The organism is Xanthomonas arboricola pv. juglandis, from assembly GCF_905367715.1.
Taxonomy (GTDB): Bacteria; Pseudomonadota; Gammaproteobacteria; order Xanthomonadales; family Xanthomonadaceae; genus Xanthomonas; species Xanthomonas arboricola.
In genome coordinates, this window is sequence record NZ_HG999362.1 from 50,713 (window position 1) to 65,059 (window position 14,347).

At 66.5% G+C, this 14,347-nt stretch carries 5 protein-coding genes; 1 reads left to right on the top strand and 4 read right to left on the bottom strand.

Annotation, left to right across the window (positions count from 1 at the left end; all coding sequences use genetic code 11):
* Nucleotides 1-19: 19 nt before the first annotated feature.
* The 3 genes from KHN93_RS00215 to KHN93_RS00225 form a co-directional block, all read right to left on the bottom strand.
* On the bottom strand, nt 20-967 hold the full coding sequence (locus KHN93_RS00215; protein WP_039529446.1) for a LysR family transcriptional regulator: 948 nt from the start codon (nt 965-967) through the stop codon (nt 20-22).
* A 559-nt stretch (nt 968-1,526) separates the two neighbouring features.
* Nucleotides 1,527-1,748 carry a hypothetical protein gene (locus tag KHN93_RS00220; protein WP_039518066.1) on the bottom strand — a complete coding sequence of 74 codons (222 nt, stop codon included), beginning with the start codon at nt 1,746-1,748 and terminating at the stop codon, nt 1,527-1,529.
* Entirely contained in the window at nt 1,745-10,405 is an 8,661-nt protein-coding gene (locus KHN93_RS00225; RefSeq protein ID WP_425600163.1) for a glycoside hydrolase family 94 protein, read from the bottom strand. The genes KHN93_RS00220 and KHN93_RS00225 overlap by 4 nt, the downstream gene beginning before the upstream one ends.
* Before the next feature lie 397 nt (nt 10,406-10,802).
* Here KHN93_RS00225 and KHN93_RS00230 point away from each other — a divergent pair, with 397 nt between their 5' ends.
* Entirely contained in the window at nt 10,803-13,271 is a 2,469-nt protein-coding gene (locus KHN93_RS00230; protein WP_211921422.1) for a penicillin acylase family protein, read from the top strand.
* Here KHN93_RS00230 and KHN93_RS00235 read toward each other — a convergent pair.
* Entirely contained in the window at nt 13,259-14,305 is a 1,047-nt protein-coding gene (locus tag KHN93_RS00235) for an XdhC family protein (RefSeq protein WP_166769325.1), read from the bottom strand. The genes KHN93_RS00230 and KHN93_RS00235 overlap by 13 nt on opposite strands.
* Between the last annotated feature and the right edge of the window lie 42 nt (nt 14,306-14,347).

Sequence of the window (14,347 nt, forward strand, 5' to 3'; positions counted from 1 at the left end):
CTGCCTTGGCATTACGCAATCACCGCACGCCGCGCAGCGCGGCGCTATTTGCCAAGCCAATCACCTCGTTGCATTCAGGCGCATTCAATCGTGTCGTCACGGCCTGGATGAACGCCGAGACCGCACGCGGCAGATGGTGTCGGCTCGGGTAGAGCGCGTACAGGCTCTGGCCCTTGCGTTGAAAATCCGGCAGCACCACGGTCAGGCGACCTTCGTTGATATCCGGCCACGTGAGTGCCTGCGGCAACAACGCGATGCCGAGCCCGGCCACCGCCGCTAGCCGCAGCGCGCGCGCGGTGGTGGCGGCCATGCGCGCCTGCACCTGGACATCTTCGGCAAGCCCGGACGGGCCGACCAGTGTCCAGGTGGCATATCCGCTGGGATGCGGAAAACTGATGCAGTCGTGGTGCGGCAATTCGTCAAGCCGCAACGGCCTGCCGCGCGCCTGCAGGTAGCCAGGGCTGGCCACCAGGACATCGTTGGTGTCGGCCAGGATCTGGCGGCCGACATAGCCCAGGTCCGTCACCACACCGCCCCGGAAGGCCACATCGATACGCTCGGCGATCAGATCGGCCTTGGCATCGCTGAGTACGAATTCCAGCCGTACGCGCGGATGCGCGGCGAGAAATTCGCCCACCCATTCGACCCGGAAAAAATCCAGGAAATCTGCCGGCGCCGCCACCCGCACCAGACCGGCGGCTTCGTCGCCACCGGCCACCAGGCTCTGCCCAGCCGAGGTCAGCCCATCCACCGCATCGGCGCAACGTTCGTAAAAGGCCTGGCCGGCGTCGGTCAGGGTGAGTTTGCGAGTGGAGCGTTGCATCAGGCGCGTGTCCAGTTGCGCTTCCAACTGCTGCACGCGCCGGCTCACGCTGTTGGGCGCAGTGCCCAGCCGGCGTGCGGCTTCGGCAAAGCTGCCGCTGCGCACGACCTGCACGTACAGCGCAATGTCATTGAGATCGATCACCAGCGGCCTGGACGCGTGTAAATGCGGAGTCTAAGCGTGGCGACTGCGCGTCGTCGATCACAGCAGCGCGCAGCACTGCATGTGGCGGATAAAGGTGGACCGGCGGCACAGCGCGTCATGCCCTCGAGGAGCTCGGCTTTTTTTCGCATCCAAGCGACGCGACGAGTCCAAATATTGGTTGTCTTGTGTCTTTGGGTTGTGCGGATAGAGCGGATGTAGAGCGGATGATTTGGGGCTTGGCTGCAGGCCCCTTGCCCGCCCACCATCGCGGGACACGCTGCAATTACGTCCTTGTAAGCTCTACGCGGCATCCATGCCGCGTAAGGTCCCGCGACGGTGGGCGGGCAAGGACCCGTCGAGATGGTCGGTGTGCGTAGCTCTTCTCAAAGCAACCAGCAAAATCTCTGGTGCGGTGTCCTCGCCGATTGCGGGACCGTGTGGCAGCATGGATACCGCCACCGAGCCCCCAGGGACGGGTTTACGGCGTGTCCCGCGAGCGGTGAGGGCACCGCGCGCTCGATTAACTCAGCGTTTGACTGAATCCAAACGCCTCTACGACTCAACTCCTTCGCGTCAGTCCGTGACGGTGCAACAGCTGCCGCAAGCGACGTTGCACGCGTTGCAGATCCGCCTCGGCGGCCTCGTCGAGAATGCCTTTGGCCAAGGCATCGAATTGCGGCCAGAACTGGCTGGGGTCGCGCACCCGCTGCGGCCATACCGACAACATTCTGCCCAGATCGGAAAGCTGGTGATTGGTGTGGGTGCGTATGCGTGTGCTCATGTCGCGTCTCCCGGCCAGTCCAGGGCGACAGCGTGGACCGCACCGTCGTCGACCAGAGTGAAAGCAAGCTCGGCTTGCGCTATGCCGTCGATTTCCAGCCGTGGCTCGACACCGGGGCGCTGGGTGACGTCGATGACGTAGGTGCTGGCGCCGAAGCGATAGCGCAGCTGGTACTGGGGCCAGCTGGCCGGGATGCACGGCACGAGGTGCAGGCGCTCGCCATGGCGTTGCAGGCCGAGCAGCGATTCGGTCAGCAAGCGGTACATCCAGCCGGCTGCGCCGGTGTACCAGCTCCAGCCGCTGCGGCCGGCGTGCGGCGCCACTGCGTAGACATCGGCCGCCAGCACATAGGGTTCGGCCTTGTAGCGCTGCACGCCCGCCGCGTCGCGGGCGTGGTGGATCGGGTTGATCATGCCGGCCAGTTGCCAGGCCCTCGCGCTGTCGCCCAGATGCGCGAAGGCCATCGTCGCCCACACCGCCGCATGCGTGTATTGACCGCCGTTTTCGCGTACGCCGGGCACATAGCCGCGGATATAGCCGGGGTCGTGTTCGGTACGGTCGAACGGCGGTACCAGCAGCTTGACGATGCCGGTCTCGGCATCCACCAGTTGCTGACGCATCGCTTCCATCGCCTGTGCACCGCGCGCCGGGTCCATCGCACCGGACAGCACCGCCCAACTTTGCGACAGCGAATCGATACGGCATTCGTCCGAGTCGCTCGAGCCCAGCGGCGTGCCGTCGTCGAACCAGGCCCGCCGGTACCAGCGCCCATCCCAGGCATGCTGTTCCAGCGCAGTGCGCAAGGCGTGGGCGTGCGCACGGCAGGTCGCTGCGAATGTCGCATCGTCGCGCTGCACGGCCACGTCTGCGAACCTTAGCAGCGTGTCGTAGAGGAAGAACCCCAGCCACACGCTCTCGCCCTTGCCGTCCTTGCCGACCCGGTTCATGCCGTCGTTCCAGTCGCCGCTGCCGATCAACGGCAGGCCGCGTTCGCCCAGCCGTGCCATGCCGCGTTGCAGGGCGAGCACGCCGTGCGCGTACAGCGACTGCATGTTGGCGGTGATCTGCGGCAGGTCGTAATACGATTCCTCGTCGGGCTTGAGGGCGCGCCCGTCGATAAAGCTCACGCGCTCGTCCAGCACACTGGCGTCGTTGGTGACATCCAGATAGCGGCATAGCGCCTGCGGCAACCACAGAAAATCGTCCGAGCACTGCGTGCGCACGCCGCGGTCCTGTGGCGGGTGCCACCAATGCTGCACATCGCCCTGTACGAACTGATGCGCGGCGCAGCGCAGCAGATGCGCGCGGCTGAGCGCCGGCTGCGCGTGCACCATCGCCATGCTGTCCTGCAACTGGTCCCGGAAGCCGTACGCGCCACCGGACTGGTAATAGCCGCTGCGTGCCAGGAACCGGCAGGCGATGGTCTGGTAGAGCAGCCAGCCGTTGGCCAGCAGATCCACCGCCGGATCGGGCGTGGTCACCTGCACGCTGCCCAGAACCTGCTGCCAATGCGCGCGCACCGCCAGCAAGGCGGTGTGCGCGGCGGCCACGCCACGGCTCTGGCGTGCCAGTGTCAGTGCGGTGTCGCGATCCACCGCCGCGCCCAGGCGGAATACCGTTTCGAAGCTCTGTTCGGCCGCCAGCGTGACCGGGATCTGGATCGCCGCGCACGGGTCCAGGCCGGCACCCACGCGCCCGGACAAACGCTGCCGCGTGAGCGCGGCCGGTGCTGCCAGGCTGCCATTGCGCCCGATGAATTCGCTGCGGTCGGCAGTGATGCTGCGGCTGGGTGCATCGGCATCGAAGAACGCCACGCGCCCGTCGAACTCGGTGTTGTACGGGTTGCGCGCGGTCAGCACGCTGCTGCCCAGATCCACCTCGCTGACCACATGCAGCTGCGAGCGGGCGCGGATATCGCCCAGCACCCATTCCACGTACCCGGTCACGCTGAGCCGGCGTGGGCGCCCCGACAGATTCTTCAACCGCAGATGGCTGAACTTGATCGGGCGCTCCACATCCACGAACACCCACAGCTCGCTGCCGATGCCGTGTTCGATATGGCTGTAGACGCTGTAACCGAAGCCGTGGCGCACCGTGTAGCGGCCACTGCCGCGGCATGGCAGCGCCATCGGCGACCACACCTGGCCGGTGTCTTCGTCGCGCAGGTAGAACGCTTCGCTGGAGGCATCGCCGACCGGGTCGTTGTGCCACGGCGTGAGGCGGAATTCGTGCGCGTTTTCGGCCCAGCTGTAGCCGGGGCTGCTGTCGCTGACCACGCTGCCGAACTGCGCGTTGGCCATCACGTTGCACCACGGCGCCGGTGTGGCGGTGCCTTCGTCCAGGGTGATGCGGTATTCGCGGCCGTCGGCGGCGAAGGCGCCCAGGCCGTTGTCGAACAGCACCGGTTCTTCGGCGGCGGCCTGCAGGGTTCGGTCCAGGTAGGCGGCGTGGGTGCTGCTGAGATAATCGGCGCTGTCCAGTTGCTGGATGGGCTCCAGCAACGGCGGATGCGCACGCGCGCTGGGGTGGCGCTGCAATTGCGCGTCCAGGGTGCCGTTGGCATCGCTGAGGATCGCGCGCGCCACGGTCTGCAGCAGCACGCGGTCTTCCTGCGAGATGTGTTCGATGGCGCGCACGAAGATGCCGCCGGGGCGGTCGAGCACATTGGCTTCGGGGTCGGCGGCGATCAGGCCCACAATCGCGTCCTGCAATTGCTGCCGATAGCCTGCCTGGCTTTCGTTCCAGATCACCAGATCCGCGCGCAGGCCTTTCAGGCGCCAGTACGCGTGCGCCTGCACCAGCTGGCGCACCAGCTCCAGATTGTCCGGGTCGGTGATGCGCAATAGCACGATCGGCAGATCGCCGGAGATGGCGTGACTCCACAGCGCCGACTGGCCGCGATGGTTGTGCAGCAACACCTCGCTGTCGGCGCGCAGTTGCGGGTCGACGAACAGCACGCGTGCGGCCAGCCGTTCGTAGAGCATCGCGTCTTCCAGCGAGGCGTTGATCTGCCGGCGGATGACCTGGCTCTGGGTCAGCGCCAGATCGAACACGCGGTCGGCCAGACGGCGGTCGCGGTACTTGTCGATCAAGGCGGTGCAGGCCTCGCGTTGGGTGCCGACGCCGTAGACCATGTCCACCTGCGCCTGTTGATCCGGCGCCAGCGAAATGCGGCAGCGGATCGCCACGATCGGGTCCAGCACCGAGCCGGCCGCGCCGGACAGGCTGGCGTGCGCGTGCACGGCCACCGGATTGCGCGTGCTGCGCCCGCGCCCGACAAATGCAGCGCGATCGGTCTCGTAGGAGATCGACGCCACATCGGCATCGTGCACCGCCACCAGATGCAGCATCCACGGCTGCGCTTCGTCATGCCCGCGCGGGCGGCGCGTGCACAGCAGCGCCTGTTTGTCGGCCAGGATCTCGGTCTGCACGAACAGGTTGCTGAAAGCCGGATGCGCCTCGTCGGCCTGCGCCGGTGCCAGCACCACTTCGGCGTAGGTGGTGATTTCGATCACCCGCGTCTGCCGCGAGCGGTTGCGGATGCGCAAGCGGCGCAGCTCCACATCGTCTTCGGCGGAAATGGCGATTTCCAGATGGCTGTCGTAACGCTGGTGGCTGCCTTTGAACTCGGCCTTGGCATCGGAAAAGATCGCCTCGTACCGCTCCACCGGTACGCAGGTCGGCTGATGCGCGGCCGACCACACCGCGCCGCTGTCCACATCGCGCAGATAGCAGAACGTGCCCCAGTGATCGCGGGTGCCGTCTTCGCGCCAACGCGTCACCGCCATGTCGCGCGCGCGGCTGTAACCGCCACCGGCCGAGGTCAGCATGCCGTGGTAACGCCCATTGGAGAGCAATTGCAGCGCCGGCTGCGGCAGATTGGGGTCGCGATGGATGCGCAAGGCCATGCCGGCTTCGGTGGCCACCGGGCGCTCGGCGGCGTCGGCCAGGCCTTTGACATACACGCCAGCGCGCGGTGCACGCTCCTGCAACAGCAACAGCGTGGCCTGGAATTGCGGGTCGGCGACAAAGCGCTTCTGCATCGGTGCATCGCGCAGTACGTGGTCCAGCGCCAGCAGCGCCATGCCCTGGTGATGCGACATGAACGAGCGCACCAGCGCATGCTGTTCGCCACGCGGCACGCGCGAGGGAGTGTAGTCGATCGCCTCGTACAAGCCGAAACGCCCGCCAAATCCCAGCGCCTGCAGCTGCTGCAGATTGCGGCAGGCCGCATCCGGCTCGACCATCAGCGCCATCGCGCTGGCGTAGGGGGCGATCACCAGATCCTGGCCCAGGCCGCGCTTGAGCCCGAGCCCGGGCACACCGAATGCGCGGTACTGATAATTGCGCCGCGTATCGACGGTGTTGTAGCCCGATTCGGACACGCCCCACGGCACATCGCGTGCGGTGCCATAGCGGATCTGCGCCTGCACGGCACCGCGCATCGAACGGCTCAGCAAGGTCTGCGGGTAGCTGGGCATGACCAGATCGGGCATCAGGTACTCGAACATCGAGCCGCTCCACGACAGCAGCGTGGGCTCGGCGCCGGTGTCGGTGAGCGTGCGGCCGAGTGCGAACCAGCTCTCCTGCGGCAACTTGCCCTGGGCGATCGCCACGAAGATGCCCAGGCGGGCCTCGGAGGCGAGCAGATCGTAATGGCCGCTATCCAGGCGCTGGTCGTCGACGTTGTAGCCGATCGAGAGCAACTGCTGGGCGGGGTTGTAGAGGAAGTCGTAGTCCAGCTGCGCCAGCTGCCCGGCGATATGCGCAAGCCGTTGCAGCTCCTGCACGCGTCCGGTGGCCCAGGTCTGCACGCCGGGTGCGTGGTCGCTGACGGCGAGTTGCCGCAGCGTGGCGATTGTGGCGCCAGGGGGCGGCGTCGCGTGCGCATCGGTACCGGCAAGCGTGGTTGCGCAATGGCCCACTTCGGCCAGGGCCGCCTCGCAGCTGTCGATCAAGCGTTGCGGCCACGGCTCGTCGTCGTCGCTGTCCGGCATCAGCGCCAGGATCGTGTGGCTCTGCGCCTGCAGCAGGCGTAGCGCTTGGCCGGCCTGGTGCAGGCTCGGCGCGGGCTGGCTGCGGATGCTCTGCAGGCTCTGCGACATTGCGTCCAGCGCATTGGCGGCGTCGTCGCTGCGTGTCTGCGCTTGCGATGCCAGCACGCCCAGAGTGTCGGCCAGCCCATCGAACACCGCCATCGATACTGCCGGTGCATCCACCAGTGCCAGCAGGCCTTGCCGCAGCGTCAGCAGATGCCCGACCAGGTTGCCGCTGTCCACGGTGGAGACGTAGCGCGGCAACAACGGCACCAGCGTTTCGGTGTCGTACCAGTTGTAGAAGTGGCCGCGATAACGCGGCAGCGTTTCCAGCGTGGTCAAGGTATCGGCCACGCGGGTCATGACGCCGGCCACCGTCAGATAGCCCAGATCGTAGGCGGCCAGATTGGCCAGCAGGCCCAGCCCGATATTGGTCGGCGAGGTACGGTTGGCCACCACCGTGACCGGATACTCCTGCACATTGTCCGGCGGCAACCAGTGGTGCTGCGCGGTGCAATGGCTCTCGAAGAACGCCCAGGTGCGCCGCGACAATCCACCGAGGAAAGCGCGTTGTTCCTGCGACAACTGCGCCACCGGTGCGGCGGGTTGTTCGCCCAGCCAGGCCATCAGCCAGGGCGCGGCCATCCACGCCAGCCCCAGTGGCAATGCCGCCCACAGCGCCAACGGCGCCCACCACGCCACCGCGGCGATCGCCAATGCCGCGCTGCACGCGGCGCCGGCCATCAGCTGTCGCTCGGCATTGCCGCTGCGCGCGCTGCGTTCCACTTCGCTGGATGGCGCCCACTGCAGCAGATGGCGCCGGGTGATCGACATCCGCACCAGCGTGCGGGCGATGGCGGCCAGCTGCATCCCCGCTTCGAACGGCAGGCAGGCCAGCACCACGCCGGTGCGCAGCAGATGCTGACGCAGCCCCACACCGACCTGGCGCGCGTGATGACGCAGCCCCAGGCCCTCGGGCGGATGCGCCAGCGCATACAGCGCCGAACACAGCCCCGGCAGCAGCCATAGCACCAGCAGCCACAGCGTCCAGCGCAATGGCGTGGGCGAACACAACCAGCCGATCAGCAACAGACTCAGCGCGGCCGGGGCCACCAGGCTGCGGCGCAGGTTGTCCAGCAGCTTGCCGCGCGACAACCACGACAAGGGATTGCGCGCGCGCCGGCCACCTCGGTCGGGCACCCACGGCAGCAACCACGGCAGCAACTGCCAGTCGCCACGCACCCAGCGCGCGCGGCGCTTGGCATCGGTGGCATAGCGTTGCGGGTGGCGCTCGTACAGACGCACGTCGCTGAGCAAACCGGCGCGCACATAGCAGCCTTCCAGCAGGTCATGGCTGAGCACGCGGTTATCGGGGAAGCGGCCGGCCAGCACCTGCTCGAAGGTGGCCACGGCATAGATGCCCTTGCCGATGAAGGAGCCTTCGCCGAACAGATCCTGATACACGTCCGAGACCACACGCGTGTACGGGTCGATGCCCGGCTCGATGCCGAACATGCGCGCAAAGCGCGACTCGCCGCCCTCGCTCATGCCGGTGCCCAGGCCCGGCTGCAGAATGCCGTAACCGGCCTCGACGATCTGCCCGGCTGCATCCATGCGCGGCACATTCAACGGATGCGACATTGCCCCGACCAGCGCGCGTGCCGCATCGCGCGGCAGGTGGGTGTCGCTGTCGAGCGTGATCACATAACGCACCTGCACCAGCGTGGCGACATCGCCTTGCACCTGCAGGAATTCGTGGGCTGCCTGCAGCCGCGCGTCGTCGGCGCAGAGCAGGCGGTTGAGCGCTTCCAGCTTGCCGCGCTTGCGCTCTGCGCCCATCCAGCAGCCTTCGCCCGCGTTCCACTGGCGTGCGCGATGCAGCAGGAAGAAGCGATCGCCGTGGGCATCGGCATAGGCCGCGTTGAGCCGGTCGATATGCTGCGCCGCATGCGCCACCAATGCCATGTCGCCAGGCAACAGCGCTTGCGCGGCATCGAGAAAATCGGTGAGCAGCGCGAAGTACAACTGTTCGTCGCGGTTGGCCAGGTAATGCACCTCCAAGGCGCCGATCAGCTCGTCGATGGCCTCGTGACTGGCCAGCATGCTCGGCATTACCACCAGCGTGCGGCAATCGGGCGTGATGCCGGCACGCAGGTCCATGCGCGGCAACGGATGCGGGCGCACCCATAGCGTTGCCACCCAGTTGACCAGGGCAATGCCCAGCTCGCTGGCGGCCAGCAGCGCGATGCCAGCGGTGATCCACCACAGCGCTGGCGGCAGTGCGCTCACGCCCTGCAGCAGCACGCCGCTCCACAGCACGGCGATCACGGCGATCGGAAGCAGATACACCGGCAGCGCCACGCGTCGCGCGCGTGGGCGCGGTGGGGGCGGCGTATCTGCCGCTGCTGAGTCGCGAAGCGCGGCACGCAGCCGCGGCAATCCCGCATCCACCAGGTAATAGCCCACGTGGCCGGCCACCGGCATCGCGGCATCTGCGTGCGCCGCCAACTGCAGCACTGCCTCGGCCACGGCCGGCTCGTCGCGCTCCAGGCGCTGCGCCAGCTGTTCCACCACATGCCGGTAGGTATCGCGGGTGTGGAAATCCATGCGCGCATACACGTCGGCCGGATCCTTGCGCAAGGTCTGCTCGACCACGCTCATGGCCTCGACGAAATCGCGCCAATCCATGTCGTCCAGAAACCGCAGGCTGCCGATGCTGTTGCTGATCGCCACCTGCTCGGCCGCCTGGCGTTGGCTTTCGGCGTGCACCAGGCCTTCCACGCTGTGGCCCTCGCTTGCCAGCCATTGCTCCACCCAGGCGCTGGCCATCGACAACACCGGGCCGCGGCCCTGGATGCCGCGCGTCAGCTCGGCCACGAACGCACCGGTGGCCGGTGGCTGTGAGCGCGCCAGATCGGCCACCACCACCACCACGTCCTTGGGTTGCGCCGCCGCCGTGGCGTTGAGCAACGCGGCCCAATGCGCGGCCAGGCGGGTGTCGCGCCCGTCGTGCATGATGTCCTCGGCAATGCGGCGCAGATTGTCGATCAGCGCCAGCCGCAACATGATCGGAATCGCCCACAGCTCGCCGAGCTTGAGCGGCGCCACCTGTTGGTAGGCCGCGATGAAACGGCTCAGCGTGATCGCATCCACGCGCCCGTCGCCATGCGCCACCACCTGCAAGCCCAGCTCGTAGACGCGCGGCAGGCCCACCGACGTTGGCGTGCGCAGACGCGGTAATTGTCGGCTATACCCGGGCGGAAGATGCTGACGCGCCAGGCGCATCTGCTCTTCCACCAGATAATAGTTGTCCAATAACCACTCGCCGGCCGGATGCAGGCGCAAGCCATCGGCAGACATTTCGGCCAGTCGCGCTGCGGCCGTGCCGAGCGAGCGCTCGTTGAATTTGAGTTGCGACAGCAGCAGCTCGCGGGTTGGCCCGGTATAGAGCACATGCGCCTGCGCCAGGCTGTGCCCCAGCGCCTCCATCTGCTCGTCGCCAAGCAGGGCCGCGCCTTCAGGCACGGCATCGCGCACCGACGGATGCTGCAGGGTTGCTGCTGGCTGGGTAATCGACTGCCACCAGAGAGAAAACGCAGAAGCCTTCCGCTGTGGCGGCATCGAGACATGACCTGTGCAGCATAAGAGCCGCTAGAACCACGATCATGCGCGCTTGGTCTGGCAGGCATGTGAAGGCACTACGTCGAGGCGTTGCAATCGTTGGCCTGGCGACAAACGCTCATGCGCCACGCGCGCCGATCCGGCAAACCGACGACTGCACGCGCGCCTCCATCGACGCAGCTGCAAGGGGCCGTACGCGGATGGTGCAGATCGCCGCCAGACGATGCGCGGCCAGTAGTGCAGACACGATTCGTTTCTCGCGCCGCTGGTTCTCCGGCGACCCGATGCACCACGCACCCCATGCCGCACCCTGCGCGCCTGTTTATGGGATAACTGACATGCCGCTGAGTACCACTCTTTTTACCCGCAAGGTGCGCCACGCATGATCTGGATGAGCATGATTGCGACACGCAAGATCGCAAAAAGCACGATCTTGATCGGCAAGACAGCGCTATGGTGTCTTGCGCTGTGCCAGCTGATGCTCAACAACGCAGCGGCGGCCCCGCCGACGCACGCCACGCTGACAGTTGCGGGATTGGAGCAGCCCGCGCAGATCCGTGTGGATCGCTGGGGCGTGGCGCATCTCTATGCCAAAACCGACAACGATGCATTTTTCGTGCAGGGCTTCAACGTGGCACGCGACCGCCTGTTTCAGCTGGATCTGCTGCGCCGCAAAGGGCTTGGCCACCTATCGGCGGCATTCGGACCTGCGTATGTGCAGCAGGATCGTGCCGCGCGGTTGTTTCTGTATCGCGGTAGCATGGCCGAGGAGTGGAGCAGTTACGGGCCCGACGCGCAGCGCGACGTGACGCGGTTTGTCGCCGGCATCAACGCCTACATCGATTGGTTGGGCGCACATCCGCACGCGCTGCCGTATGAATTCCGTACGTTCTCGTATCGCCCGGAAAAATGGGCGCCGGAAGACGTGCTGCGTATCCGCACCACCGGCCTGAGCCGTAACGTCAAAAGCGAAGTGGCGCGTGCCAAGGTCGCGTGCAAGGCCTCGCTTGCTGTAGATGCCGTGCGCCAAAAATTGCAACCGGCCTGGAAAACCATGGTGCCTGACGGACTGGATCCTTGTCTGCCCGAAGATGTCTTGAAGGTCTACGAGCTGGCAACACAAAGCCCCAGGCTCAGCGCCGACACGCACGTGGCAGAGGCGCAGACACCGCCATTGCGGCCGGGCGAGGAAGCCTTCGCCGAAGGCAGCAACAACTGGGTCATCGCACCGCAAAAATCCGCCACCGGTCACGCGGTATTGGCCGACGACCCGCACCGTGCCTACAGCGTTCCCAGCCTGCGCTACTTCGTGCACCTCAACAGCCCGGGCCTGGACGTTATCGGTGCCGGCGAGCCGACTGCACCCGGGGTTGCAATCGGCCACAACCAGACCAGCGCGTTCGGGCTGACCATCTTCAACATCGATCAGGAAGACCTGTACGTCTATCGCCTGAACCCGGCCGACAACGCGTCCTATTGGTACAACGGCAAGTGGGAGCCGCTGCACACCGAACACGCCGCCATCGCGGTGCGCGATGGCGCAGCAGTCGACGCGCAGCTGCAATTCACCCGCCACGGGCCGGTGATCTACATCGATGCAGACAAGCACATCGCCTACGCGATCCGCTCGGTGTGGAGCCAACCCGGCGCCGCGCCGTATCTCGGCTCGCTGCGCTATTTGCGCAGTACCTCGTTCAAGCAATTCAAGGACGCACTCGCACATTGGGGCGCGCCCTCGGTGAATCAGGTCTACGCAGACATCAAGGGCAACATCGGTTGGGCCACTGCCGGCATGACGCCGCGCCGTCCACGCTCGGACGGCCTGCTGCCGGTGCCCGGCGACGGCCGCTACGAGTGGGATGGCTTCTGGAACGCCGATGTCCTGCCTTCGGCGAAGAATCCGGCGGCAGGCTTCATCACCACGTCCAACGAGATGAACCTGCCGGCTGGTTATCCGTATGCGCAGCGCAAGATCGGCTTCGAATGGGCCAACGACGCGCGGCATGCGCGCATCACGCAGGTGCTGTCGCAGCTGCCGACGCTGAGCCTGCAGGATTCGGAAAGACTGCAGAACGACCAGGTATCGCTGCTGGCGCAGCGCCTGGTCGCCTTGATCGCCCCGCTGCAGGCGCACGACGAGGCCACCACTGCGGCACTCGGCTTGCTCAAGCCCTGGGACGGCACGGTGAGCGCCACCTCCGCCGCCGCTGCGCTGGAGGAGCTGTGGTTCAGCCGTTATCTCGGCGAGGCCTACAAGGCGCTGGTGCTGCGCCCCTCCGAGGCGGCCACCTTCGGCATGCCCGATGCAGCGGTGTTGATGGATGCGCTTGAACATCCAGGCGCCGCCTTCGGCCCCGCACCGGCCGCACGCCGCGATCAGCTGCTGTTGGACTCGCTACGCAGCGCGTACCAAGCGCTGGTCGAGCTGCAGGGGCCGGATCCTGCGCAATGGCAGTGGGGCAAGCTGCACGTCAACAAGGTCTCGCATGCGATGAGCGCGGCGGTCGGCAGCGATCGTGCGCTGCTGGATGTCGGCCCGTTCGCCAAGGGCGGCAGCCCGTACACGCCGAATCAGTCCAGCTACGACCCCAAGGATTTCCGCCAGACCATCGGCCCATCCGCACGGCTGATCATCGACCTCGGCAACTGGGATAACTCGCGCGCGATGAACTACCCAGGCCAATCCGGCGACCCGGCCAGCCCGCATTACCGCAACCTCGCACCGATGTGGCTGCAAGGCAGCTATTTCCCGTTGCTGTATACGCGGGCGGCGGTTGATGCGGCGACGGAGCAGATCGTGGATCTGGTGCCGGCCGCATCGCCGAGCGCAATATCAAGCGCGACGCAAGGCGATCACCGCAACTGAGAACGTCCAGACCTCCATTGTTCCAACTCCGCGCAGACGCTCAGTGCAATTCCGGCTGGCCCGGAACTGCCTAAGCGCAGTCCCACCGGAGATCGCAATGTCGGTAGCAGCCTTGCGCGCAGCTCAGGTTTGACGAACCTGAGCAGATCCTCGCGCCGGCGGGCAGGGCCAAGCAGCCCCACGAAGGCGCAAGGCGAGGCTGCCAAGGCCTGTAGCGATTCGAGATCGAGCTCGAAATTGTGGTGCATCAACAGCACCGCATCCGGCGAAAAATCAGCCAACAGCGCCGGGACGGACACCGATGTGTCGAGTGCCCCTGCGCCGCTGCGGTGACGCCACGTCGCGCGCGGCTCCCTGTACCTGGCCTGCCAGCCCAGGTCTTGCAACATCGCCGAAAGGTAGGTCGCTTCGGGGCCGGCCCCCAGCACCAACACGCGCGGCGGTGGCGCAATGCGAATGTTCCAGCAGCGGGACGGTTGCACATGCTCCGGCAACACGGCCGCAAGCACGCATTGGCTGATGTGCGCCGCACAGCCGAGGCGGATTTCGCCTGAGGCCATGACGGTCACCTCAAGTGGCGCGCCGCCTGCAGACCAGGTGTCGACGGCGGCGTCCAGGCAAGGGACGGCGCTGACTGGAAACAGCGCGACCAGTTGGCGGCCCCGACACCCTGTCGCGCCAGCGGAGAACAGGGCGCTGTCCTCCAGGTTATCGATCTCAAGCAGCTGCAATGTGTTGGTTGCAATTGCCTGCTCGCCACACGCAAGCAGGGCAGGTTCCAAACAACCGCCGCTGAGCCATCCCACATGCCGACCCGACCCGAACAGTGCCAGCGTGCCTTGCCTGGCATACACCGACCCTTCGGTGTCGAGCACGACGGCGAGCGCGGTGGGCACGCCGTCAACGCTGCTGGCGCGCGCTGCGGCAAGCACCACTGCTTGCGCGCCAGCGCTGCGCTCGCTGCACCTGCGCCAATCACAGGGCATCGGCACAGCGGCCGAGAGGCCGCTGTTGATCGAAAGGTTCCCAGCCATCCCTCACCTCGGTCGCCAACGCCTGACGCGTGCATCGTGCGT

Coding starts and splice junctions, on each gene's coding strand:
- KHN93_RS00220 (WP_039518066.1), bottom strand. CDS start 1,748: ATGAGCACACGCATACGCACCCACACCAATCACCAGCTTTCCGATCTG.
- KHN93_RS00230 (WP_211921422.1), top strand. CDS start 10,803: ATGATTGCGACACGCAAGATCGCAAAAAGCACGATCTTGATCGGCAAG.
- KHN93_RS00225 (WP_425600163.1), bottom strand. CDS start 10,405: ATGCCGCCACAGCGGAAGGCTTCTGCGTTTTCTCTCTGGTGGCAGTCG.
- KHN93_RS00235 (WP_166769325.1), bottom strand. CDS start 14,305: ATGGCTGGGAACCTTTCGATCAACAGCGGCCTCTCGGCCGCTGTGCCG.